Source organism: Streptomyces sp. NPDC007901 (genome assembly GCF_042959465.1).
Taxonomy (GTDB): domain Bacteria; phylum Actinomycetota; class Actinomycetes; order Streptomycetales; family Streptomycetaceae; genus Streptomyces.
In genome coordinates this window covers 255336-278115 of sequence record NZ_JBIBKW010000007.1, presented here as the reverse complement: position 1 = coordinate 278115, position 22780 = coordinate 255336, and the positions used below count along the sequence as shown (strand labels likewise).

Sequence of the window (22780 nt, the reverse complement as noted above, 5' to 3'; positions counted from 1 at the left end):
CATGTGGGGTACGGCGTGCCCGGTTCGTTACGCCACTCGCGGTCGGGGGTGGGTGCCGTGCCGGGCCGAGTTCAGCAGGCCGCGCAGGGTGCTCAGCCAGCCGGCCGCCACGATCACGGCGGCCACCACCAGGCCCAGGGTGCCGTTCAGCGGCATGACGATGCCCACCGCGCCGCCGAACACCCAGGCCACCTGGAGCAGCGTCTCCGAGCGCGCGAACGCCGAGGTGCGCACCAGCTCCGGCACGTCCCGCTGGATCAGCGCGTCCAGGGACAGCTTGGCCAGTGCCTGCCCGAAACCGGCCACCGCGGCCAGCACGGCCACCAGGAGGGCGCCGAAGAACAGGGCCGCGACGACCGCCGTGCCCAGCACCAGGGCCACCGCCGCCACGATGATGATCTCCGGGGCCCGGGAGTGCAGCCAGGCCCCCACCGCCGTACCGAGCGCGTTGCCCACGCCCGCCGCGGCCCCCACGATCCCCAGCGACACCGCCGCGCTCTCGCCGGTCAGCGGGTGCTCGCGGAGCAGGAACGCCAGGAAGAAGATCAGGAACCCGGAGAGGCAGCGCAGGGCCGCGTTGGCGCCGAGGGCGTGCGTGACGGCGGGTCCCACGGTCCGCAGCCCCGGCCGCCTGGCGTCCTTCGCCTCTTTCGCCTCTCCCGCCCCTTTCCGGTCCTTCCGCAGCGGGCCGTGCAGATGCTCCTCGTCGGCGGCGAGCAGCGCCACGTCCTCGCCCTTGGCCGAGTCGACCTTCGGGGGGAGCGTGAAGGAGAGAAAGGTTCCCGCGACGAAGATCACGAAGGCGCCGTAGAGCGGCCACGGACCCCCGATGGCGTGCAGCCCGGCCCCCACCGGGGCGGCCACGCCGGTGGCGAGCAGTCCGGCGAGGGTGATCCGGGAATTGGCCTTCACGAGCGAGAACCGGGGCGGCAGCAGCCGGGGCACGACCGCACTGCGCACCACCCCGTACGCCTTCGACGCGACCAGCACCCCGAGGGCGGCCGGATACAGCTCCAGACTCCCACTGGCCACCGCCCCCGAGATCACCAGCGCGAGCAGCGCCCGCGCGAGCATCGAACCCGCCATCGCGGCCCGGCGGCCGTGCGGGAGACGGTCGAGGAGGGGGCCGATGACGGGCGCGAGCACGGTGAAGGGCGCCATGGTGATGGCGAGGTAGAGCGCGACCCGGCCACGGGCCTCGTCGGTGGGCACGGAGAAGAACACGGTGGAGGCGAGCGCGACGGTGATCATGACATCACCCGCGCCGTTCACCGCGTGCAGTTCGATCAGCTTCCCGAGCCCGGACTCACCGGCGCCGTGCGCGTGCGTCGCCTTCCTGATACCCCGGGCGGTACCCGTCACCGGGAAGTGCAGGGCACGCCCGACCGAGCGGACGGCACCGCGCACCCGGCCCGCACCGCTACCGACCCCGACGGTGCGTTGGGGGGAACTCGCGGTTGCCACGTCGTTCATAGTGCCCTGAGAGGGCAGTCCCTAGTGCACTTTGTGGCCAAGCGAGTCCGAAGCGCCCCGCAGGGGCGCGGGGCCCCCCGTACCGTCTTCGGCACCGGGCGCCGCCCAGGCACCGCGCCGGACTGTCCCCCACCACCGGCGACGGGGTAGCGTGCGTATCTCAGCCATAACGCACAATGGATGGCAGAGGTGCGCCCGAGTGCGATCGGACGCGGACGTCGATGCGGCCCACAGGTCCGCTCCGTCCGCCCCACCGCCGGAGGCAGCCGCACTCGTGAGACGGCGTAGGAGAGAAGCGATACCTGTGAGCGCAGCGACAACGCGAAGCCGCACCCCCGACCGTCTGTGCGCCGAGGCGGTCGACCTCGCCCGTGCCGCCGCCGAGGAGGCAGCCGCGCCCGGCGTGGTCGGGGAGCACACCGGAGCGGTCGCGGAGGGCGATCGCGTCGTCACGCACTTCTTCGAGTGCAAGGAACTCGGCTACCGAGGCTGGCGCTGGGGGGTGACCGTGGCCCGCGCCTCCCGCGCCAAGGTCGTCACCCTGGACGAGGTGGTCCTCCTCCCCGGCCCCGACGCCCTCCTCGCCCCCGAGTGGGTGCCGTGGAGCGAGCGGCTGCGCCCCGGCGACATGGGCCCGGGCGACCTGCTCCCCACCGAGGCCGAGGACCTCCGGCTGGAGCCCGGCTACAGCGGTGAGGACGAGCCGGAGCCGAACTCCCCGGTCTCGGCGGAGATGGAGGAGCTGGCGGAGGCGGAGGACGCCGAGGTCACCGCGGGCACGCCCGCGCATCTGCCGACCGTCCCGTCCCGGGGCACGATCGCCTCGGTCGCCGAGGAACTCGGCATGCGCCGGGCCCGGGTCCTGTCCCGCTACGGCCTGCACACCGCGGCCGACCGCTGGGAGGAGTCCTTCGGCGCCAAGACCCCGATGGCCCAGGCGGCTCCCGCGACCTGCGTCAGCTGCGGCTTCCTGAGCCCCATCGGCGGCTCCCTCGGCCAGGCCTTCGGCGTCTGCGCCAACGAGTTCTCACCGGCCGACGGCCGGGTCGTCTCGCTCTCCTACGGCTGCGGCGGCCACTCGGAGGCCGCGGTCATGCCGAAGCCCCCGCAGCCGGCCCCGCCGGTCGTCGACGAGACCAGGGTCGACCCCTTCCCCCTCCGCCCGGCCCCGGACTCCGGCTCGGTCCCGGCGGTCTCGGACGAGGAGACGGCGGAGCTGGGGCACTCCTAGCGGGCCTCAGGCTTCGGACGGCGTGCCGCTCTGGTCCGTGTAGAGCGGCAGGTTGTCCGTAGTGATGGTCCAGTCGCCGAGGGTGACGTCCTCGCCGTAGACGAAGTCCTTGCGGGTCGCGTAGCACGGGCCGTCGGGGGTGGGGTGGATGTCGGTGAGGACGGCGCCGGTGCCGGTGCAGTTTGGTGACCCAGTCGTTGTCCGGGTTGGAGCGGGAGACGATCTCGACGGCGGCGATGAGTGTACGAGGGTCGAAGGACCCCTCTCCCTCCATGTCGGCCTCGGCGATGACCATGATGTCGGGGCGGCGCATGATGCCTTCCGGCTCCAACGTTTCCTGAGCCGGAGTGCGGTGAGTTCGTGCGGCCGCACAGGCGACGTCATGTCGAGGACGATCCCTTCCTTGGTGATCTCGAACTTCCCGGGGAGGGTGCCGTCTGTGGACTCCACGAAGTCGCGCATGGCCCGGTACAGGTGAGAAGTGCCCTGCCGTGCGTCGTCCGCTGCGGTGGTCATGGCGCTCGCTCCTCGTCTGTGCCCAGGGGCAAGGATCGTCGCTTTCATGCTAGGTGGCCGCCAGGAGATCGGTTCGGCAGTCGCGGCAGAGTCCGGGGGCGGGGGAGCGGAAGCCGCGGTCGCAGCCGTCGCAGTTGTGGAGTCTGGCCGGGGCGGGGTGAGGCTGCGCCGGCGCCCGGAACGGCGGTGGTGGCGGCAGCTGTGCCGCCAGCCGGTGGGCCGGCAGGGCGGCGGGGCGGCGCGGTCCCTCCGGCGGCAGGTCGCTGGTCAGGGCGTGCCGTACGGCGGTGGGGCTCACGTCCCGTTCCAGCCAGGCCGCGACCCCCGGCGCCAGATGGGCGGTGTCGCAGGCGGACAGCAGCAGTCGGGAGTCGTGCAGTCGCAGCCCCGCGAGCAGGTGGCCAAGATGGAGGCCAGGGCGGTGGAGCTCCAGCTCTACGATTCGCTCAATGTCCATGGGCTGTTGCAGACGCCGGAGTACGCACGCGGACTGCTGCTGATGAGGCGTCCTGCCTACACCCAGGACGAGATCGAGCGGTTCATCGCCGCACGGGTGGCCCGTAAGGGGGTCTTCGAGCGGGACCCGGCTCCCGAGGTCAGTTCGTCCTGGAGGAGTGGACGCTACGACGCCCACTCGGCGGAAAGCCCGTACTGCGCCGCCAGCTCGAACACCTGCTTGAGGCCGCGCAGTTGCGGAACGTCGAGCTTCAGGTGATGCCGATGGACCGGGAGGAACACGCCGGTGTGGACGGCGGAATCGAGGTGCTCAAGTTCGAGGACGGCTCGGCGGTGGGCCGTTCGCCGGTGGTGGCCAACGGCCGGCCGGTCTCCGAACCGAGGCAGCTCCGTATCCTGGAACTGCGGTATGGCATCATCCGCGCCCAGGCGCTCACCCCGCGTGAGTCCATGGCCTTCCTCGAACAACTGCTGGGGGACACATGATCCGCACCACCACGGCCGGGGGCACTTCCGACCTGGCGTGGTTCAAGAGCGGCTACAGCAGTGGCAGCGAGGGCGACTCCTGCGTGGAGGTAGCCACCACCCCCGCCACCGTCCACATCCGCGACTCCAAGGTCACCGGCGGTCCCCTGCTCACCCTCGGCCCCGCCACCTGGTCCGCCTTCGTCACGTTCGCCTCAGGGCACTGACGCCGGCCGCCGCCCCGAGGGCCACCAGCAGGCAGCCCTCGGCCTCGCGGCTGGGCCGGTCGGTGGGGTGTCCGGGGGCCGGGCGGTCGCTTCCCGGCCGCTGAGCCGGGTGGGCGGGCGGGTGGACCCCCGGCGCGCGGTACCTTCGTGCTCACGTCGACGAGGAGAGACAACGTGAGCAAGTTCGTGCGGCCCGCCGCCGAGGGTGCCGACCCGTTCGGGACCGCCCGTCTGCGGCGCGGTGTCCTCGACGCCTGGGCCACCAGCCCCGCTCGTTTCCGTGAGGACGCCAACGCCGAGGAGGACCTGGTCCTCGGCGGGTACCGGGACCGGCTCGTCGTGGAGCTCGCGCAGAACGCGGCGGACGCGGCGGCACGGGCCGGGGTGCCCGGACGGCTCCGGCTCACTCTCCGCGACGGCGTCCTGTTCGCCGCCAACACCGGTGCCCCGCTGGACGCGATCGGCGTCGAGTCCCTCTCCACCCTGCGCGCCTCAGCGAAGCGGGAGGAGGGCGACACCGGCTCCGTCGGGCGGTTCGGCGTCGGCTTCGCCGCCGTGCTCGCGGTGACCGACGAGCCGGCCGTCGTGGGACGGCACGGCGGTGTCCGCTGGTCGCTCGCCGAGGCCCGGGAGCTGGCCGAGGAGACCGCCCTGAGCAGCTCGGGGCTCGGCGACGAGATCCGCCGCCGGGACGGCCATGTGCCGCTGCTCCGGCTCCCGTTCGCCGCCGAGGGCACCGCCCCGGACCCGTACGACACGGTCGTGATCCTGCCGCTGCGGGACACCGCCGCCACCGATCTCGCCGAGCGTCTCCTGGGCGCCGTCGACGACGCGCTCCTGCTCGCCCTGCCGGGGCTGGAGGAGGTCGTGATCGAGACGGCCGACGCCACCCGCACCCTGCGCCGCCGCGCCGACGGCGCCCTCACCGTAGTAGAGGACTCGCAGCAGGGCACGACCCGCTGGCGTACCGTCTCCGCGCACGGGCCGCTCACCGCGGACCTGCTCGCCGACCGTCCGGTCGAGGAGCGGCTGCGTCCGCACTGGTCGCTGACCTGGGCCGTGCCCACGGACGCCGAGGGTGCCCCGGACCGCCCGCGCACCGCCGCCGTCGTGCACGCCCCCACGCCCAGCGACGAGCCCCTCGGCGTGCCCGCCCTGCTCATCGCCTCCTTCCCCCTCGACACCACCCGCCGGCACACCGCCCCCGGCCCGCTCACCGACTTCCTGGTGCGGCGCGCGGCCGACGCGTACGCCGAACTCCTAGCCGACTGGCGGCCGGTGGGGGAGGGGATCATCCATCTGGTGCCCGGTCCGCTCGGCAAGGGCGAGCTGGACGGGGCGCTGCGCCAGGCGATCCTGGAGCGGCTGCCCCGCACCGCCTTCCTGCCGCCCGCCGTAGACACATCAGACGACTCCGATCTTCCCGAGGCGCTGCGGCCGCGGGATGCCGAGATCGTGGAGGGGGCGGGCGCGGACACGGTCCGCGTCCTCGCCGAGGTGCTCCCGACCCTCCTGCCCGCCGGTCTGGAGCGCCGTGTCGAGCTGCGCACGCTGGGCGTCGCCCGGCTCCCGCTCGCCGACGCCGTCGACCGTCTCGCCGGCCTGGAGAAGGACCCGGACTGGTGGTGGCGGCTCTACGACAGTCTCGCGGGCGTCGACCCGGAGCGGCTGTCCGGTCTGCCGGTGCCGCTCGCCGACGGCCGGACCACCATCGGGCCCCGGCAGGTGCTGCTCCCCACCCCCGACTCGGCCGCCATCGACCCCGAGGTCCTCGCCCGACTCGGCCTCAAGGTGGCCCACCAGGACGCCGCCCACCCCCTTCTGGAGAAGCTCGGCGCGCTGCCCGCGAGCCCGCGCGCGGTCCTGACCACCCCGCAGGTGCGGGCCGCCGTGGCGGCGTCGCTCGACGACGAGGGCAGTCTGAACTGGGAGGAGGACGCCCCGGACGCCGAGGAGCTGGCGGACACCGTGCTGGCGCTGGTCCGGGACGCCTCTCTGGAGCCCGGTGACGAGCCGTGGCTGGGCGCGCTGGCCCTGCCCGACGAGGACGGCGAGCCCGCCCCGGCCGGTGAACTCGTCTTCCCCGGCAGCGCGTTCGCCCGGGTGATCCGGGAGGACGAACTGGCCGCCGTGGACGCCGAGCTGGCGCGCAAGTGGGGCGAACAGCCCCTGGCCGCCTGCGGGGTGCTGGCGAACTTCGCCCTCGTCCGCGCCACGGACGTCGTCCTCGACCCGGACGAACTGGAGCCCCGCGAGGGTGACTTCGCCGAACCGGACGACGCGGGTCTGCTTGACGCCGTGGACGTCTGGTGCGAGGACATCCTCGACCGCTTCCCGGACACCCCCGTCCCGCCGGTCGCCACCGAGCTGATCGCCGTCCGCGACCTCGACCTCGTCGACGAGGACCGCTGGCCCGAGGCCCTCGCCCTGCTCGCCCAGCCCCCGCTCCGCGACGCCCTCACCCAGCCGGTCCGGATCCTCCTTCCCGACGGCACCCACGAGGTCGTACGGCCGTACACGGCCTGGTGGCTGCGCGGCCACCCCGTGCTCGACGGCCGCCGCCCGGCCGGGCTGCTGGCCTCCGGCGGCGACCCGCTGCTGCGCGGCCTCTACGAGGAGGCCGACGCGACCGGCTTCGAGGACGAGCAGGTGCTGCGGGCGCTCGGCGTACGGACCTCGGTCGCCGCGCTCCTCGAGGAGCCCGGCGGCGGCGCCGAGCTCCTCGACCGCCTCGCCGACCCGGACCGCCCGGTCACCGGCGCCCAACTGCACGCCCTCTACGGGGCGCTGGCGGACCTGGACCCCGAGCAGGTGACCCTGCCGGACGAGGTGCGGGCGGTGATCGACGGCCGGGTCGAGGTGGTGGACGCGGCGGACGCGGTCGTCGTCGACTCGCCCGACCTGCTGCCCTTCACCTCCGGTGTGCCGCTGCTGCCGGTACGGCCGGCCCGCGCGGCCGAGCTGGCCGAGCTGTTCCAGGTGCGGCGGCTCAGCGAGTCGGTGACCGGCTCGGTCGACTCGGAGGGCACGGAGCACGACGTCCCCGAGCCGGTGCGGGTGCTGCTCGGCCCGCGCACCCCCGAGACGTACGTCGAGCACGAGGAACTGGTGGTCGACGGGATCGAGATCGACTGGCGCCTCACGGGCGACGGCGTCCTGCACGCCGCGACCCTGGAGGGCGTCGCCGCCGGCCTCGCCTGGGCGGCCGGCCAGTGGCCGCGCCGCTTCGAGGTGGCGGCCCTCCTGGAGGACCCGTCCCGGACGGAGGAGCTGGCGCGGGACCGCTGGTTCGACTGAGCTTCACAGGGTCGACACAGTTTTCGAATCTTGCACAACCTTTCTGCCTGCCCATGGATCTGATCGGGCGAGTCAACTGACTCCTCGATCATTTCCATGGGGGAATGCATGCGCATTCGTGCCACCGTGGCCGCCGTCTCCGGCGCCCTCGCTCTCTCCGCTTTCGCCATGCCCGCCGCGCAGGCGGCAGGCGGCTCGTCCTTCGGAGTGGATGCGGCGAAGCTCTTCGCGGCCGCTCACTCGACGTCCGGCAAGACCGCGTTCAGTGCCACCACCGCGGACGACGACGCTCCGTACGCCATGGACGTCACCTTCTCCGACGTGAAGATCGCCAAGGCGGTCAAGGTCGGTACGACCGCGCACGTCGCCACGTCGGTGACCTACACGCTGACCCACGGCGCCGATGTCGACATCACCGCCGCGGACTTCTTCTCGGGTGCCTACATCTACAAGGGCTCCTACGACGACCCGGCCAACTTCCTGATCGGCGACGACCCGGCGAAGTGCACGGCCACCTCGGCGACCACCGCCAGCTGCAAGGGAGACATCGACGTCTACCCCGGTGACGGCGAGCTGTACAACTCCGACGCCGGCCTCTGGCACGCCGGTGCCCTGGCCATCGCGTACAACGGCCAGGACCCGGCCAGCGCCGACTTCGACATCACCAAGGTCGGGTACGCCGACCAGGGCGCCCTCGGCAGCACCCAGGTCCAGCGCCTGTCGAAGCTGACGGTGAACGCCGCCCCGGAGCCGGTGAAGAAGGGCAAGACCATCACCGTCACCGGCAAGCTGTCCCGCGCCAACTGGGAGGACGGCAAGTACCACGGCTACACCGGCCAGTCCGTGCGGCTGCAGTTCCGCAAGAAGGGCAGCACCACGTACACGAACGTCAAGGGCATCAAGACGTCCTCGACCGGCACCCTGAAGACGACGACCAAGGCGACGGTGGACGGTTACTACCGCTTCTCCTTCGTCGGCACCGCGACGACCCCGGCGGTCAACGCGACGGGTGACTACGTCGACGTGAAGTAGCAGCACCGGGAGTAATCCCAAGGAGACGTAATCCGGTCGCAAAACTCGTAAAATCTGGCCGGATTGCGTCTTCCTCGTACAACCATTCCTATGACCCGTGGATCTGATCGCGCGAGTCAACAGACTCCCTAGATCACTTGGGCCCCGCGCCCACTGTTCTCCACCTGGGGAATCCATGCGTATTCGTGCCACCGTGGCCGCCGTCTCCGGCGCCCTGGCCCTCTCCGCCCTCGCAGTCCCGTCCGCACAGGCCGTCGGCGACTCGGGCACCCCGTACACGTTGAACGTCAGCTTCTCGAACCTGTCGATCGCCAAGGCGATCAAGGTCGGCACCACCGCCCACGTCAGCGCCAAGTACACCTACAAGCTGACCCACAGCGCCGACGTGGACATCACCGCGAAGGACTTCTACACGGACGCCTTCCTCTACAAGGGCTCCTACAGCGACTCGGCCCCCGAGCTGTACGGCGACGCCGACTCGGCGACCTGCACCGCCACATCCTCGACCACCGCCGACTGCACCGGCTACGTCGACATCTACCCGGCCGACGGCGACCTGAAGAGCGCCTGGGCCGGCAGCTGGAACGTGGCCGCCGAGGCCGTCGCCTTCAACGGCCAGAGCACGTCCGACCCAGACCTGAGCAAGGTCGGCTACAAGGACCAGAGCGGTCTCGCCACCACCCTGGTCCAGCGCCTGTCCAAGCTGACGGCCAACGCCACCCCCGAACCGGTCAAGAAGGGCAAGACCATCACGGTCACCGGCTCGCTGACCCGCGCCAACTGGGACACCAACAAGTACGCGGGCTACGGCAGCCAGTCGGTGAAGCTGCAGTTCCGCAAGAAGGGCTCCAGCACCTACACCACGCTGAAGACCATCAAGTCGTCCTCCACGGGCGCCCTGAAGACGACGACCACGGCGACCGTGGACGGTTACTACCGCTACTCCTTCGCCGGCACCTCGACCACCCCGGCGGTCAACGCCACGGGCGACTACGTCGACGTGCAGTAGGTAGGAAGCGCCCTTAGGGGCAGCGCCCCGTAAGGGGCGCGGGGAACTGCGCGACCAGCCCCCACCGGGCCCGCGCAGTTCCCAGTACCGCATCAATCCGGAAATCTCCGCGCCACCCATTTCCACAAAAGCTCCAGCACCACCGACGCCACCACGGCCACCCCCACCGCCGTCCACGGCATCACCACCCCCACCAGCTTCAACGCGAAGAAGCTCTGCAGCGCGGGCACGACGAGTACGAACACGAACGCGACACCCATCGAGGCCACGAGGGCCACCCGCCACCACGTGTACGGTCGCGCGATGATCGCCAGTACCCACATCGAGATCAGGAACAGGGTCAGCGTCGCCGCGCTCGTCTCGGCGTCCAGGGAACCGGTGCCCGTGTAGTAGTGGCGGGCGATCAGGTACATCACGAAGGTCGCGACCCCCGCCACCACCCCGCCCGGGATCGAGTACCGCATCACCCGCCGTACGAAGTGCGGTCGGGCCCGTTCCTTGTTCGGGGCCAGGGCCAGGAAGAAGGCCGGGATGCCGATCGTCAGGGTGGACAGCAGGGTCAGGTGCCGGGGCAGGAACGGGTACTCCACCTGCCAGCAGACCACCAGCACCGCCAGCAGCACCGAGTAGACGGTCTTGACCAGGAACAGCGTCGCCACCCGGGTGATGTTCCCGATCACCCGCCGCCCCTCGGCCACCACCGAGGGCAGCGTCGCGAAGCTGTTGTTGAGCAGCACGATCTGGGCCACCGCCCGGGTCGCCTCCGAGCCCGAGCCCATCGAGACGCCGATGTCGGCGTCCTTGAGAGCGAGTACGTCGTTCACGCCGTCCCCGGTCATCGCGACCGTGTGCCCGCGCGACTGCAAAGCGCCCACCATGTCCCGCTTCTGCTGCGGGGTGACCCGTCCGAAGACGGTGCCCTCGTCGAGGGCCGCGGCCAGCTCGTCCGGTTCGGCGGGCAGCCGGCGCGCGTCCACCGTCGTACCGCTCAGGCCCAGCTTGGCCGCCACGGCGCCGACCGACACCGCGTTGTCGCCGGAGATGACCTTCGCCCGGACGTCCTGGTCGGCGAAGTAGCCGAGGGTGTCGGCCGCGTCGGGGCGCAGGCGCTGCTCCAGGACCACCAGGGCGGTGGGGCGGGCGCCCTCGGCCACCTTCCCGTGGTCGAGGTCGCGGGCGGCGCGGGCGAGCAGCAGCACCCGCAGTCCCTCCTCGTTGAGGCGTACGGTTTCGGCCAACGCGGGGTCGTCGGCGCCGAGGAGCACGTCCGGCGCGCCCAGCAGCCAGGTGCTCAGCTCCCCGTCGCCCTCGCTGAAGGTCGCCCCGCTGTACTTGCGGGCGGAGGAGAAGGGCAGCGACTCCACGCACCGCCAGTCCTCGCTGTCGGGGTAGGCGTCGATGATCGCCTGGAGGGAGGCGTTGGGGCGCGGGTCGGACTCGCCGAGCGAGCCGAGCACCTTGCGTAGGTAGGTCTCGTCGACCCCGTTCAGCGCCCGCAGCTCCATGACGTCCATGCCGCCCTCGGTGAGCGTGCCGGTCTTGTCGAGGCAGACGGTGTCGACGCGGGCGAGGCCCTCGATCGCGGGGAGTTCCTGGACCAGCACCCGTAGGCGGCCGAGCCGGATCACGCCGATCGCGAAGGCGACGGAGGTGAGGAGGACCAGGCCCTCGGGGACCATGGGGACGATGCCGCCGACCGTGCGGGCGACGGCGTCCTTGATGCCGTTGTTCTTGACGACCAGCTGGGTGACGACCAGGCCGATCGCGGCCGGGACCATCATCCACGTCACGTACTTGAGGATCGTCGAGATACCGGTGCGCAGCTCGGAGTGGACGAGCGTGAAACGGGAGGCCTCTTCGGCCAGCTGCGCCGCGTAGGCCTCCCGGCCGACCTTCGTCGCCGCGAACGCGCCGCCGCCGGCCACCACGAAGGAGCCGGACATCACCTGGTCGCCGGGGCGTTTGACGACCGGGTCGGCCTCACCGGTGAGCAGCGACTCGTCGATCTCCAGGCCGTCGGCCTCGGCGCACACCCCGTCCACGACGATTTTGTCGCCGGGGCCGATCTCTATCAGGTCGTCGAGCACGATCTCGTTCGTGCTCACTTCGACGGCGGCCCCGTCCCGGCGCACGGTCGGCCGCGCCTCGCCGATCACCGCGAGCGAGTCCAGGGTCTTCTTGGCCCGCCACTCCTGCACGATGCCGATGCCCGTGTTGGCGAGGATCACGAAGCCGAACAGGCTGTCCTGGATCGGCGCCACGAACAGCATGATCAGCCACAGCACACCGATGATCGCGTTGAACCGGGTGAAGACGTTCGCGCGCACGATCTCGCCGAACGAGCGGCTGCTGCGCACCGGTACGTCGTTGACCTGGCCGCGCGTGACCCGCTGCGCGACCTCGGCCGTGGTCAGGCCGGTCGCCCTGACCGGCGCCGGCAGGGGTACGGGATGCACAGGGTCGAGCTCGGCACCCGCGTCGATGTGCTGCATGTCTTCGACGGTACGTGCGGATTTGAGCGTTCACATGCGGAGTGCGTCAAAGATCCGACCTGGGGAGGACCGAAGTCGTGCGGTAGTTGTACGGGTGCGGCGCCGCGCCCCTACGGAGCGCTTGCCGTGGCCGCCCTTTTGATCGCCGCGTCCCGCTTCTTCACGTACCAGACCCCGATCAGACCCAGACCCCCGCCGGCCAGGCAGGTCCATACCCACCAGGTGTGGCCGTGGTCGGCGTACCAGCCGTAGAAGGGCAGCTGGACCAGGAAGAGGACGAACCAGACGATCGTGCCGCCGATGATGGTCGGCACGACGGGGCCCTCCAGGGGTTCCGGTGCCTCGTGCTTGGGGGTCCACTTCGCCATGGGCTCAGCTTACGCACCCGGTCGTTCTACGCGCGGAGATAGCGATCCGGTCATCATACGTTCATACTGAAACCGTTTATGTCTGGCCACTTCTGCTCGTAGGAACCTCCAATGTCGACCCCGGCTTCCACTCAGGCGCCCGCTCCCGAACAGCCGGGTGCGACCCCCGCGTACGGCGCGCTCGACCGTTACTTCAAGATCTCCGAGCGGGGCAGCACCCTGGCCCGCGAGGTGCGCGGCGGCTTCGCCACCTTCTTCGCGATGGCGTACATCATCGTGCTGAACCCGATCATCCTCGGCAGCGCGAAGGACATGTACGGCCACCAGCTCGACCACGGCCAGCTGGTCACGGCCACGGTCATCACCGCCGCGTTCACGACCCTGCTCATGGGTGTCATCGGCAACGTCCCGATCGCGCTCGCCGCCGGTCTCGGCGTGAACTCCGTCGTCGCGCTCCAGCTGGCGCCCCGGATGTCGTGGCCGGACGCCATGGGCATGGTGGTGCTGGCCGGCTTCATCGTGATGCTGCTGGTCGCCAGCGGGCTGCGCGAGCGCGTGATGAACGCGGTGCCCTACAGCCTGCGCAAGGCGATCTCGATCGGTATCGGCCTGTTCATCATGCTGATCGGTCTCGTGGACTCGGGCTTCGTGACCCGGATCCCGGACGCCGCCCAGACCACCGTCCCGCTCCAGCTGGGCGCCGACGGTCACCTCAACGGCTGGCCGGTCCTGGTCTTCGTGCTCGGCTCGCTGCTGACGCTGGCGCTGATCGTCCGCAAGGTCTCCGGCGCGATCCTGATCTCGATCGTCGCGATGACCGTCCTCGCGCTGATCATCAACGCCGTCGCGCACGTGACGACCTGGGGCCTGACCGTCCCGAAGTGGCCCGGCAACCCGGTCGCCACCCCGGACTTCGGCCTGCTCGGCAAGGTCAGCCTCTTCGGCGGCTTCGACAAGGTCGGCCTGCTGACCGGCATCCTCTTCGTCTTCACCGTCCTGCTGTCCTGCTTCTTCGACGCCATGGGCACGATCATGGGCGTCAGCGACGAGGCCAAGCTGACCGACGCCCAGGGCTACATGCCGGGCATCAACAAGGTCCTGTTCATCGACGGTGTCGCGGTCGCCGCCGGCGGTGCCAGCTCCTCCTCGGCCACCACCTGCTTCGTGGAGTCGACGGCCGGTGTCGGCGAGGGCGCGCGCACCGGTTTCGCCAACGTCGTCACCGGTGCGCTCTTCGCCGTCGCGCTGTTCCTCACCCCGGTCGCCACGATGGTCCCGTCCCAGGCGGCCACCCCCGCGCTGCTCGCGGTCGGCTTCCTGATCCTGGCCGGTTCGATCAAGGAGATCGACTGGGCCGACTACACCCTCGCGATCCCCGCCTTCGTGACCATGGTGATGATGCCGTTCACCTACTCGATCACGAACGGCATCGGCATGGGCTTCCTCACCTTCGTGGTGCTGAGGCTGGCCGCGGGCCGGGCGAAGGAGATCCCGGTCGCGATGTACGTCGTCTCGGCCGTGTTCGCCTTCTACTACCTGATGCCGGCCCTGGGCCTCACGTGACCCGCGCGGGGTGCGCGCCGGTGCACGGTCAGTGAGGCCGGCGGCCCCCGCTCAGGAGACGAAGTCGCTCGTGTAGAAGATGCTCGCGTCCAGGGTGTCGGGATCGGTGGTCGTGGTCTTCGACGAGAAGCCGAACGCCAGTCTCGGCGCCCCGGACACCATCCAGATCGCCGTGCCCTGGGGCTCACGCCCCGGCAGGGAGGCTCCGGCGGTCGTCTGGAACTTGTCGTAGTACGAGCCGCCGGTGTCGTTCAGGTCCAGCGTGAACAGGTAGGAGGGGCCGCCGGGGCCGCCGTACGAGAGATAGGCGTACTGGCCGCACAGGGTGATGCCCTGGAACTGGTCGTCCGCGGTGAGACCGAGCTCGTCGTTGTTGGGGATGGCCCGCTCCACGAGCCGGTAACCGTCGCTGAGGCGGCCGGCGACGGCGTCCGCCATGTCGAAGACGGCCAGGCGCCACACCCGGGAGGCGGAGTCGCTGGTCGCGTACCGGATCAGCAGCCGGTTGGTGTAGGGGTCGATCGCCGGCCGGGGCAGCTTGACGAAGCTGGAGATGGTCGGGGTGCGGTCGTAGATCTCGATGACGGGGTCGGTGTACACGAGCGTCAGACCGTCCACGAACCGGAAGCGGGACAGCTTCTCGCCGGCTCCGTTGTCGTCGGAGTCGCTGCCCTCGATCCACAGGTACGGCGTCGAGCCCGAACCCGTCGGTTCCACGCCCATCGAGGAGCCGTGGCCGAACCCCTGGACGGCCATCGTGCCCAGGACGTTGCCCGAGAGATCGGTCTGGGAGATCCACAGGTCGCCGTTGTGCCCGGCGCTGTCGCCGATGCGGTGCTGGGCGAAGTAGATGCGGCCGTTGACGTTGTCGTAGGCGAAGGACTGCATCGCCCAGTAGGGCTGGTGGAGAGTGGCGCGCCAGACCGGGTTGCCGCCGTCAGCGGACAGGACGAAGTGCTTCGAGGTCGCGACGGTGGCCTGGGCGGCGCCCGCCGCCACCAGCGGTGCCGCCGTGCCGAGCGCGACCGCGCCGGCGAGCCCGGCGCCCGTGCGGAGTAGCCGGCGGCGGCTCGGGTTCCCCTGCTGCCCGACGGACGTTCGGTCGTCCATGGGTGGTAGCCCCCCTGTTGTTGCCGGGCGGGCGCCCGGCACGAGGGGTTGACGCTAGTGGAACGGGAGTTGACATCGTATCTGTGTTTGTCGAACGCCTGTCAGGTGACGCCGTAGAACCTCTCCGTCTCCTCGACGGCGGCCGAGAACCGCTCGTCGAAGTCGGTGCGGACGAGCGTGCCGACCACGTAGTCCTGGACGCTCATTCCCCTTTTCGCCGCGTGGTGCCGGAGCCGGTCGAGCAGCTCTTTGTCTATCCGCAGGCTGAGCACACTGGTCCCCATGCATACGAGGGCGCCACATCCGCCCGCCCCGTGCGTCACTTTCCGGAATTGACTCACTCGTACGAGTGAGGATGAGGTTCAGTGGCCGAGGTCACGGGCATACGGCGCCCTCCGGGTGGTCTTTAGGTAGGGTAATGAGTTACTCTAAAGAACATGCCGGACCTTACCCATGGCGACGACGCAGCCGCCGTGAACGACCTCCGCTCCGCCGTGATGCGACTCTCGCGACGGCTCAAGCACCAGCGGGTCGACGAGTCACTGAGCCCCACCGAGATGTCGGTACTGGGCACCCTTTCCCGCTGCGGCCAGGCCACCCCCGGTGAGCTGGCCCGCAAGGAGCACGTCCAGCCGCCCTCCATGACCCGCATCGTGGCGCTGCTGGAGGCCAAGGGACTGGTCCGGCTGGAGCCGCACCCCGAGGACCGGCGCCAGAAGGTCGTCACCAAGACCGAGCAGGCCGAGGCGATGCTCGAGGAGAGCCGCCGCAAGCGCAACGCGTTCCTGGCCGGCCTGGTCGACGGTCTCGACGAGGACGAGTGGGCGAAACTCCGCACCGCCGCCCCCGTGCTGGAGAAGCTCGCACATCTGTAAGCCGTTCTACCGAGGAGGCGAACCCACTTTGAGTACGGGACCCGGAGCACCTTCCGCCCCCGCACCGACCGCCCCTACTATCCCCGCCCGCAAGTCGTCGATGTTCAGCTCGCTGAAGGTCAGGAACTACCGCCTGTTCTTCGCGGGCCAGGTCGTCTCGAACATCGGCACCTGGATGCAGCGCATCGCCCAGGACTGGCTCGTCCTCAGCCTCACCGGCTCCGCGACCGCCGTCGGTGTCACCACCGCCCTGCAGTTCCTGCCGATGCTGCTCTTCGGTCTCTACGGCGGTGTCCTCGTCGACCGGCTGAACAAGCGCCGCGCCCTCCTGGTCACCCAGACCGCGATGGCCCTCACCGGCATCGCGCTCGCCCTGCTGACCGTCTCCGGTCACGTCCAGGTCTGGCACGTCTACCTGGCCGCCTTCGCCGTCGGCCTCGCCACGGTCGTCGACAACCCGGCCCGGCAGTCCTTCGTCTCCGAGATGGTCGGCCCGGACCAGCTGCAGAACGCGGTCAGCCTGAACTCCGCGAACTTCCAGTCCGCCCGCCTGGTCGGCCCCGCCGTCGCCGGCCTGATGATCACCGGTGTCGGCACCGGCTGGGCGTTCCTCTTCAACGGCCTGTCCTTCGTCGCCCCCATCGTCGGCCTGCTGCTGATGCGCCCGCGCGACCTGCACGTCGTCGAGCGCGCCCCGCGAGGCAAGGGCCAGCTGCGGGAGGGCCTGCGCTATGTCTCCGGCCGCCCCGACCTCATCTGGACCATCGTCCTGATCGGGTTCGTCGGCACCTTCGGCTTCAACTTCCCCGTCTACCTCTCGGCCTTCGCCGACGACGTCTTCCACGCGGGCGCCGGCTCCTACAGCGCCTTCAACACGCTGATGGCCGTCGGCTCCCTGGTCGGCGCCCTGCTCGCGGCCAGACGCGGCACGGCGAGGATGCGGGTGATGATCGCGGCGGCCGTCGCCTTCGGCGCCCTGGAGGTGGTGGCCGCCACCGCGCCGTCCCTCTGGCTGTTCGCCCTGCTCATGGTGCCGATCGGCATGTTCGGCATGACCGTCAACGTCACCGGCAACACCACCGTCCAGATGGGCACCGACCCGGCCATGCGCGGCCGGGTGATGTCCCTCTACATGATGGTGTTCATGGGCGGCTCGCCGATCGGCGCGCCCATCGCCGGCTGGATCACGGACGCGTACGGCGTCCGGGCGGGCCTCGCCGTCGGCGGCGCGATCGCCGCGGTCGCCGCGATCGGCATCGGCCTGGTCCTGGCCCGCGTCGGCAACCTGCGGCTGTCGGTCGGCTGGCACCGCGGCCACCCGCAGGTCCGCTTCGTCCCGAGAGAGACCCAGGAACAGCTCGCCCCGGCGGCCTGAGACCGGGCAGGCCCGGAGGCCTAGAGCCTCCGGGCCAGCACCTGCCCCGGCCAGTCGCCGAGGGCGGTGTAGGTGTCGGTACGGGTGAAGCCGTTGCTCTCGTAGTAGCGGACGAGCTTTCCGTCGGCGCCCGCGTAGCAGTCCACCCGCAGCAGCGCCACCCCGGCCCGCCGGGTCTCCTCGGCCGCGTGCGCCAGCAGGGCGCTGCCGACGCCGTGGCCCTTGAAGCGGCGGTCGGAGGCCAGCCAGTGGATGTACCGCTCGGGCTCACCGGGCGGCGGCAGATGGGCCAGATAGGCGCCGGGGGCGTCGGTGAGGGTCAGCGTGGCGGCCGGCACCCCGTCCGCCTCGGCGATGTAGGCCACGCCCTCGTCCATGTACCGGGCGACCGACTCCGCGGTCTTCTCGTTCGCCGACAGGGGTGTCGTCCCCCACTGCTCGGTCCGCCCCTGCCCCACCAGCCACTCCACGCAGCTGTCGAGCATGCCGAGCATCACGGGTATGTCGTCGGGCCCGCCTTCTCTGATGGTGATCCGCATCTCCCCATGATGGCAGGGTGGCCCGCATGAGAATCTTCGCCGCCGTGCTGCCCCCCGCGGATGTGGCCGCCGAACTCGCCGAGCGCGTGGCCGAGTTGAGGAGGCTGCCGGGCGCGGACGTGCTGCGCTGGACCGGCCGCCCCGGCTGGCACTTCACGCTCGCGTTCTACGGCGAGGTCGAGGACGACGTCGTACCGGACCTCTCGGAGCGGCTGGCCCGCGCCGCCCACCGCACCGCGCCCTTCCCGCTGGCCGTCGCGGGCGGCGGACAGTTCGGGCACGGCGGGGCCCTGTGGGCGGGCGCCCACGGCGACCTGGAGACCCTGCGGCTGCTGGCCGACCGCGCGGAGGCGGCGGCCCGGAAGGCGGGCCTGCCGATGGGGGAGCACCGCCGCTACAAGGCCCACCTGACGGTGGCCCGCAGCCGGGACGCGGTGGACGTACGGCCGTACACCGCGCTGCTCGCGGAGTTCGCGAGCCGGACCTGGACGGTGGGGGAGCTGGCGCTGGTGCGGAGCAATCTGCCGACGTCGGGGGTGCCGGGGGAGCAGCCGCGGTACGAGGTGGTCGGCCGCTGGGGGCTCGGGGCGGCCGGTTAGGCTCGTTGCGTGGACCCGAAGACTCGGAACCGGATCATGGCCGGTGCGCTGGTGTTGTTGTTCGTGGTGGTCGCGGTGGCCTCCGCGATGAGGTGAGGGCGGCGGGGAGAAACTGCGGTCGGGTGCCGGCTCCGCCGCGGGTGGCTGGTCGCGCCCACGCGGCGGAGCCGCACCTCGATACAGCCCCGCGCCCCTTACGGGGCGCTGCCCCCGACGTCGGCTACCAGGCGAAGGCCTCCGGGGAGGGGCCCGGGCCGGGGAAGATCTCGTCGAGGCCGGCCAGGAGCTCCTCGCCGAGGTCGAGTTCGACCGCTCGCAGGGCCGAGTCCAGCTGTTCGGCGGTGCGCGGGCCGACGATCGGGCCGGTGACGCCGGGGCGGGTGAGCAGCCAGGCCAGGGCGGCCTCGCCGGGTTCCACGCCGTGCTTGTCGAGCAGGTCCTCGTAGGCCTGGATCTGGGCCCGGATGGTGGTGTTGGCGAGGGCGTCGGCGGCCCGGCCACCGGCCCGGCGCCCGCCGTCCACCTCCTTCTTGATCACACCGCCCAGCAGCCCGCCGTGCAGAGGCGACCAGGGGATGACCCCGAGGCCGTACTCCTGGGCGGCCGGGATGACCTCCATCTCGGCGCGCCGCTCGGCGAGGTTGTAGAGGCACTGCTCGCTGACCAGGCCGATGGTCCCGCCCCGGCGGGCGGCGATCTCGTTGGCCTGGGCGATCTTGTAACCGGGGAAGTTCGAGGATCCGACGTAGAGGATCTTCCCCTGCTGCACGAGCACGTCGATCGCCTGCCAGATCTCCTCGAAGGGAGTCCGCCGGTCGATGTGGTGGAACTGGTAGACGTCGATGTAGTCGGTCTGCAGCCGCTTCAGGCTGGCGTCCACCGCCCGCCGGATGTTGAGGGCCGACAGCTTGTCGTGGTTGGGCCAGGCCTCGCCGTCGCCGGCCATGTTGCCGTACACCTTGGTGGCGAGCACGACCCTGTCGCGGTGGGCGGGGGACTTGGCGAACCAGGTGCCGATGATGCTTTCGGTACGGCCCTTGTTCTCGCCCCAGCCGTAGACGTTGGCGGTGTCGAAGAAGTTGATGCCGGCGTCCAGCGCCGCGTCCATGATCGCGTGGCTGTCGGCCTCGTCGGTCTGGGGGCCGAAGTTCATGGTGCCGAGGACGAGTCGGCTGACCTTGAGTCCGGTACGTCCGAGCTGCGTGTACTTCATGGTCACCCAGCCAACGGCGTGGAGTGCGCTCTAGGCAAGGACCTGTGCCGGTCGGGTGGCAGGGGCGGGCGCTACGGCACCAGCACCAGCCGTCCCCGCACCCCGCCCTCCGCGAGCCGGGCGTGTGCCTTCGCGGCCTCCGCCAGGGGGAACGTCCCGGCGACCCGGAGGGTCAGGACACCCTCGTCCACCAGGCCGGACAGCTCCGCGAGGCGTGCCCCGTCGGCGCTCACCGACACGGACACCGTGCGTACCCCGCGCACCGGCTCCGGTGCCGCGCCCGGGATCGCGCTGACGAAGGCGCCCCCGTCCCGCAGCCAGTCCAGGGCCGCCGCGCCCAGCAGCGCCGCGTCCAGCACCCCGTCGACGCTCCCGGCCACGACGGCACCGCTGCTGAAGGAGGCGGCCCCCAGGGACCGTACGAGGTCCTCGTCCTCCGCCCGGGCCAGCCCGGTCACGGTGATCCCCTGCCGGGCGGCAAGCTGCACGGCGTATCCGCCGACCGCCCCGGCCGCGCCGGTGACCAGCAGTGACTGGCCGGGCTTCAGCTCCAGCAGGTCCAGGGCCTGGGCGGCGGTCAGGGCGTTGAGGGGGAGGGTCGCGGCGGCCACCGCGTCGACGGACTTCGGGGCCGCCGCCACCGCGTCCGCGTCCACGACGACGTACTCGGCGTGCGTGCCCAGCGGCCCGCCGAAACCGGCCGCCAGGGCGACCACCTCGTCGCCGACGGCCCAGTCGCCGCCGGCGCCCACCGCGTCCACCGTCCCGGCGACGTCCCAGCCGAGCCCGGCCTGCTGTCCCTCCGCTCCGAACACCCCGGACCGCACCCCGGCGTCCACCGGGTTCAGCGCGGCCGCCGCCACCTTGATCCGTACCTGCCGCTCACCCGGCTCGGGCACCCCGGTCTCCACGACCTCCACGGCCTCGGGCCCGCCGAACGACCTCACCACTGCAGCACGCATGTCAGAAAACTCCTGGATATCGGCTTCTGCTCAGGTATCTCCTCAGCTGCCGACAACCCTAGGAAGAGCTACTATCCATCGGGAAGTAGTTACCCGTAGGTGCGTACCTACCCAGGAGGTGAGCCATGGCGACCACGACCGCGGCCCAGCGGCGCGAACAGGCTCGTGTCGAGTACGACGCGTTCATCAAGGCCTGCCCCACCCACCAACTGGTCGGCCGTATCAGCGAGAAGTGGGCCTGCCTGACCCTGGCCGCCCTCGTGCCGGGACCTCGCCGCTACAGCGACATCTCGCGCACCATGGCGGGCGTGAGCCCCAAGATGCTGACGCAGACGCTGCGTTCACTGGAGCGCGACGGCCTGGTCAGCCGCACGGTGACCCCGTCCGTGCCGGTCCGCGTCGACTACGAACTCACCGCTCTCGGCCGCAGCCTGTCCGAGCTGATGGCCTCGGTGAAGCACTGGGCGGAGACCCACATCGAAGAGGTCCACGAGGCCCGCGACCGCTACGACGCCCAGGACTGACTAGTCGGTCGGGAACTCGTCGGTCTTCAGGACGAGGTCGACGACCGTGCCGGTCAGGTCCACGTCGGTGCCGAAGCCGACCCGGGTCTCGGTCGTGTAGTCGTCGCCCTTGGGGTGGGTGAAGACGTGGCAGCGGCGCTGGTAGGGGTCGGCGATCAGGTACACGGGGACCTCGGCCTTGGCGTACGCGGTCTTCTTCGGGCCGTAGTCGTTGGCCGCGGTGCCCTTGGAGATGACCTCGGCGACGAACTCGACGTCCTGGTGGAGCCAGAGCCCCTTCTCGGTCTTGGCGGCGCCTTCGGCCACCAACGTCACGTCCGTCGCGAACCCGTTGAGGTGTCCCGGGTAGTCGATACGGACGTCGGACTTGACCCGCTTCCGCGGATACTTGGTCCGCAACTGCTCGTAGATGTCCGCGATGATCTCCCAGTGGGTGTCCCGCTGTGGCGACATGAAGACGGTCCCCTCGACGATCTCGACCTTGTATCCCTCGGGGGCGGGCATCTTCTCGATCCGCTCGAACATCTCGTCGAGCGTGATCTCGTCGTCGCTCTCGGCCATCGCGATCCTGTCTTCGAGGGCGGTCATCCTGGCGCTCCTCCCCGGCCGCCCTCCGCACGAGTACGGCCGCGCGGTTCAACGATACGCACGGTGACCGGGCAACGGCGGTTTTCGGTCAGTCCGTTCCCGTCTCGTACGGTTGCCCGACGTCCCACCCCTGCCACATCGCCTCCGCGAACGCCTCCGCGATCCGGTGCTCCCCGCTCGCGTTGGGGTGCGTGCCGTCGTAGGTGTCCGTGTCGATGTCGTACGACTCCGGAGGCGAGGCCAGCAGGAGCGGTGAGCGGGGCTCGTCCAGGTCGGCCACCGCCTTCGCCAGCAACTGGTTGAAGAGGGCCACCTGCTGCGCGAACGGCGCGTCCGTCAGGGCCCGGACGTTCGGGATCACCGGCAGCAGCACCATGCGGATGCGGGGCTTGGCCTCCCGTGCCGCCGCGACGAAGGACCGTACGTTCTCCGCCGTCTGCTCCGCGTTCGTGTAGAAGCCCAGGTCGATCAGGCCGAGCGAGACCAGCAGCACGTCGGCCCGGCTGGACCGCACCGCCTCTGCGATCAGCGGTGCCATGTGCAGCCAGCCCTCGCCCCAGCCGGCCAGGTGGGCGCGGGGGAAGTCGGGATCGGCGTAGGCGTACGAGACGGGGGCCTCGGCGAGTTTGTCGTAGAGCGTCTCGCGCGGGCCGACCAGCGTGAACGGGCCGCCGTACGTCGCGCACAGGTGCTGCCACATGCGGTACCGCCATGTGTGCTCGCCCGTGCTGCCGATCGTCATCGAGTCCCCGACGGGCATGAACCTGAGCATCCGCTCATGATGGACGATCAGAGGGGAGCGGTGCGATGTGAGGCCCACCACGTACCCCGTCCGCCGCGGCCCCCGCCGTGGAACACGGGGCGGG

The 22780-nt window shown here is 70.9% G+C and carries 20 protein-coding genes and 3 pseudogenes; 11 read left to right on the top strand and 12 right to left on the bottom strand.

Annotation, left to right across the window (positions count from 1 at the left end):
* Positions 1-27: 27 nt before the first annotated feature.
* A complete protein-coding gene (locus ACFZDK_RS24145; RefSeq protein ID WP_390975458.1) occupies positions 28-1464 on the bottom strand; it encodes an MFS transporter in 1437 nt (478 codons plus the stop codon).
* Positions 1465-1777: 313 nt separating this feature from the next.
* Between ACFZDK_RS24145 and ACFZDK_RS24140 the strand changes: the two genes are divergently transcribed.
* Positions 1778-2704 (top strand): DUF3027 domain-containing protein, encoded by a 927-nt coding sequence (locus ACFZDK_RS24140; protein WP_390975456.1) that lies wholly within the window; start codon positions 1778-1780, stop codon positions 2702-2704.
* A gap of 6 nt (positions 2705-2710) precedes the next feature.
* On the opposite strand, the pseudogene ACFZDK_RS24135 reads toward ACFZDK_RS24140, so the two are convergent.
* Together ACFZDK_RS24135 and ACFZDK_RS24130 are read right to left on the bottom strand one after the other, a co-directional pair.
* A pseudogene (locus tag ACFZDK_RS24135) lies at positions 2711-3220 on the bottom strand (Uma2 family endonuclease).
* 49 nt (positions 3221-3269) lie between these two features.
* Positions 3270-3617: pseudogene (locus ACFZDK_RS24130) on the bottom strand (helix-turn-helix domain-containing protein); the annotation flags it as partial.
* Between the two features lie 3 nt (positions 3618-3620).
* Here ACFZDK_RS24130 and ACFZDK_RS24125 point away from each other — a divergent pair.
* The 5 genes and pseudogenes from ACFZDK_RS24125 to ACFZDK_RS24105 form a co-directional block, all read left to right on the top strand.
* Positions 3621-4162: pseudogene (locus tag ACFZDK_RS24125) on the top strand (DUF5753 domain-containing protein); the annotation flags it as partial.
* Entirely contained in the window at positions 4159-4368 is a 210-nt protein-coding gene (locus tag ACFZDK_RS24120; protein ID WP_390975454.1) for a DUF397 domain-containing protein, read from the top strand. The pseudogene ACFZDK_RS24125 and the gene ACFZDK_RS24120, both read left to right, overlap by 4 nt.
* A 174-nt stretch (positions 4369-4542) precedes the next feature.
* The gene (locus ACFZDK_RS24115; protein WP_390975453.1) at positions 4543-7665 is read left to right on the top strand and encodes a sacsin N-terminal ATP-binding-like domain-containing protein; all 3123 of its coding nucleotides are present in this window, start codon (positions 4543-4545) and stop codon (positions 7663-7665) included.
* Positions 7666-7773: 108 nt separating this feature from the next.
* Positions 7774-8697 (top strand): hypothetical protein, encoded by a 924-nt coding sequence (locus ACFZDK_RS24110; RefSeq protein ID WP_390975451.1) that lies wholly within the window; start codon positions 7774-7776, stop codon positions 8695-8697.
* Between the two features lie 175 nt (positions 8698-8872).
* Complete coding sequence (locus ACFZDK_RS24105) at positions 8873-9706, top strand: hypothetical protein (RefSeq protein WP_390975450.1); 834 nt, start codon at positions 8873-8875, stop codon at positions 9704-9706.
* 92 nt (positions 9707-9798) lie between these two features.
* Here ACFZDK_RS24105 and ACFZDK_RS24100 read toward each other — a convergent pair whose 3' ends face one another.
* Positions 9799-12198 (bottom strand): HAD-IC family P-type ATPase, encoded by a 2400-nt coding sequence (locus ACFZDK_RS24100; RefSeq protein WP_390975447.1) that lies wholly within the window; start codon positions 12196-12198, stop codon positions 9799-9801.
* Between the two features lie 110 nt (positions 12199-12308).
* A complete protein-coding gene (locus ACFZDK_RS24095; RefSeq protein WP_390975445.1) occupies positions 12309-12566 on the bottom strand; it encodes a DUF2530 domain-containing protein in 258 nt (85 codons plus the stop codon).
* A gap of 111 nt (positions 12567-12677) precedes the next feature.
* Here ACFZDK_RS24095 and ACFZDK_RS24090 point away from each other — a divergent pair, with 111 nt between their 5' ends.
* The gene (locus ACFZDK_RS24090; protein WP_390975443.1) at positions 12678-14129 is read left to right on the top strand and encodes a solute carrier family 23 protein; all 1452 of its coding nucleotides are present in this window, start codon (positions 12678-12680) and stop codon (positions 14127-14129) included.
* Positions 14130-14180: 51 nt separating this feature from the next.
* Here the strand turns inward: ACFZDK_RS24090 and ACFZDK_RS24085 are convergent, their stop codons facing one another.
* Both ACFZDK_RS24085 and ACFZDK_RS24080 read right to left on the bottom strand, forming a co-directional pair.
* Positions 14181-15239 (bottom strand): hypothetical protein, encoded by a 1059-nt coding sequence (locus tag ACFZDK_RS24085; protein WP_390975441.1) that lies wholly within the window; start codon positions 15237-15239, stop codon positions 14181-14183.
* 101 nt (positions 15240-15340) lie between these two features.
* The gene (locus tag ACFZDK_RS24080) at positions 15341-15523 is read right to left on the bottom strand and encodes a ribbon-helix-helix protein, CopG family (RefSeq protein WP_355708964.1); all 183 of its coding nucleotides are present in this window, start codon (positions 15521-15523) and stop codon (positions 15341-15343) included.
* A gap of 153 nt (positions 15524-15676) precedes the next feature.
* Here ACFZDK_RS24080 and ACFZDK_RS24075 point away from each other — a divergent pair, with 153 nt between their 5' ends.
* Together ACFZDK_RS24075 and ACFZDK_RS24070 are read left to right on the top strand one after the other, a co-directional pair.
* Positions 15677-16114, top strand: coding sequence for a MarR family transcriptional regulator (locus tag ACFZDK_RS24075; RefSeq protein WP_390975439.1), 438 nt, complete (start codon positions 15677-15679; stop codon positions 16112-16114).
* Positions 16115-16142: 28 nt separating this feature from the next.
* Complete coding sequence (locus tag ACFZDK_RS24070; protein WP_390975438.1) at positions 16143-17489, top strand: MFS transporter; 1347 nt, start codon at positions 16143-16145, stop codon at positions 17487-17489.
* 20 nt (positions 17490-17509) lie between these two features.
* On the opposite strand, the gene ACFZDK_RS24065 is transcribed toward ACFZDK_RS24070, so the two are convergent.
* Positions 17510-18028 (bottom strand): GNAT family N-acetyltransferase, encoded by a 519-nt coding sequence (locus ACFZDK_RS24065; RefSeq protein ID WP_390975436.1) that lies wholly within the window; start codon positions 18026-18028, stop codon positions 17510-17512.
* A gap of 26 nt (positions 18029-18054) precedes the next feature.
* Here ACFZDK_RS24065 and thpR point away from each other — a divergent pair, with 26 nt between their 5' ends.
* Complete coding sequence (gene thpR, locus ACFZDK_RS24060; RefSeq protein WP_390975433.1) at positions 18055-18627, top strand: RNA 2',3'-cyclic phosphodiesterase; 573 nt, start codon at positions 18055-18057, stop codon at positions 18625-18627.
* 220 nt (positions 18628-18847) lie between these two features.
* Here thpR and ACFZDK_RS24055 read toward each other — a convergent pair whose 3' ends face one another.
* Both ACFZDK_RS24055 and ACFZDK_RS24050 read right to left on the bottom strand, forming a co-directional pair.
* Positions 18848-19840 carry an aldo/keto reductase gene (locus ACFZDK_RS24055; protein WP_390975431.1) on the bottom strand — a complete coding sequence of 331 codons (993 nt, stop codon included), beginning with the start codon at positions 19838-19840 and terminating at the stop codon, positions 18848-18850.
* A 71-nt stretch (positions 19841-19911) separates the two neighbouring features.
* Positions 19912-20802, bottom strand: a complete 891-nt coding sequence (locus ACFZDK_RS24050) for a zinc-binding dehydrogenase (RefSeq protein WP_390975429.1) — start codon at positions 20800-20802, stop codon at positions 19912-19914.
* 125 nt (positions 20803-20927) lie between these two features.
* Between ACFZDK_RS24050 and ACFZDK_RS24045 the strand changes: the two genes are divergently transcribed.
* The gene (locus ACFZDK_RS24045; RefSeq protein ID WP_390975426.1) at positions 20928-21326 is read left to right on the top strand and encodes a winged helix-turn-helix transcriptional regulator; all 399 of its coding nucleotides are present in this window, start codon (positions 20928-20930) and stop codon (positions 21324-21326) included.
* On the opposite strand, the gene ACFZDK_RS24040 is transcribed toward ACFZDK_RS24045, so the two are convergent.
* Together ACFZDK_RS24040 and ACFZDK_RS24035 are read right to left on the bottom strand one after the other, a co-directional pair.
* Positions 21327-21914: a Uma2 family endonuclease gene (locus ACFZDK_RS24040; protein WP_390975424.1), complete on the bottom strand. Its 588-nt coding sequence runs from the start codon at positions 21912-21914 to the stop codon at positions 21327-21329.
* A gap of 88 nt (positions 21915-22002) precedes the next feature.
* Positions 22003-22686: a GDSL-type esterase/lipase family protein gene (locus tag ACFZDK_RS24035; protein ID WP_390975422.1), complete on the bottom strand. Its 684-nt coding sequence runs from the start codon at positions 22684-22686 to the stop codon at positions 22003-22005.
* Positions 22687-22780: the final 94 nt, after the last annotated feature.

Bases quoted from the DNA above. Each gene is read 5' to 3' on its own strand.
- ACFZDK_RS24120 (WP_390975454.1), top strand. From the start codon at position 4,159: ATGATCCGCACCACCACGGCCGGGGGCACTTCCGACCTGGCGTGGTTC.
- ACFZDK_RS24110 (WP_390975451.1), top strand. From the start codon at position 7,774: ATGCGCATTCGTGCCACCGTGGCCGCCGTCTCCGGCGCCCTCGCTCTC.
- ACFZDK_RS24105 (WP_390975450.1), top strand. From the start codon at position 8,873: ATGCGTATTCGTGCCACCGTGGCCGCCGTCTCCGGCGCCCTGGCCCTC.
- ACFZDK_RS24100 (WP_390975447.1), bottom strand. From the start codon at position 12,198: ATGCAGCACATCGACGCGGGTGCCGAGCTCGACCCTGTGCATCCCGTA.
- ACFZDK_RS24095 (WP_390975445.1), bottom strand. From the start codon at position 12,566: ATGGCGAAGTGGACCCCCAAGCACGAGGCACCGGAACCCCTGGAGGGC.
- ACFZDK_RS24090 (WP_390975443.1), top strand. From the start codon at position 12,678: ATGTCGACCCCGGCTTCCACTCAGGCGCCCGCTCCCGAACAGCCGGGT.
- ACFZDK_RS24085 (WP_390975441.1), bottom strand. From the start codon at position 15,239: ATGGACGACCGAACGTCCGTCGGGCAGCAGGGGAACCCGAGCCGCCGC.
- ACFZDK_RS24080 (WP_355708964.1), bottom strand. From the start codon at position 15,523: ATGGGGACCAGTGTGCTCAGCCTGCGGATAGACAAAGAGCTGCTCGAC.
- ACFZDK_RS24075 (WP_390975439.1), top strand. From the start codon at position 15,677: ATGCCGGACCTTACCCATGGCGACGACGCAGCCGCCGTGAACGACCTC.
- ACFZDK_RS24065 (WP_390975436.1), bottom strand. From the start codon at position 18,028: ATGCGGATCACCATCAGAGAAGGCGGGCCCGACGACATACCCGTGATG.
- thpR (WP_390975433.1), top strand. From the start codon at position 18,055: ATGAGAATCTTCGCCGCCGTGCTGCCCCCCGCGGATGTGGCCGCCGAA.
- ACFZDK_RS24055 (WP_390975431.1), bottom strand. From the start codon at position 19,840: ATGAAGTACACGCAGCTCGGACGTACCGGACTCAAGGTCAGCCGACTC.
- ACFZDK_RS24050 (WP_390975429.1), bottom strand. From the start codon at position 20,802: ATGCGTGCTGCAGTGGTGAGGTCGTTCGGCGGGCCCGAGGCCGTGGAG.
- ACFZDK_RS24045 (WP_390975426.1), top strand. From the start codon at position 20,928: ATGGCGACCACGACCGCGGCCCAGCGGCGCGAACAGGCTCGTGTCGAG.
- ACFZDK_RS24040 (WP_390975424.1), bottom strand. From the start codon at position 21,914: ATGACCGCCCTCGAAGACAGGATCGCGATGGCCGAGAGCGACGACGAG.
- ACFZDK_RS24035 (WP_390975422.1), bottom strand. From the start codon at position 22,686: ATGCTCAGGTTCATGCCCGTCGGGGACTCGATGACGATCGGCAGCACG.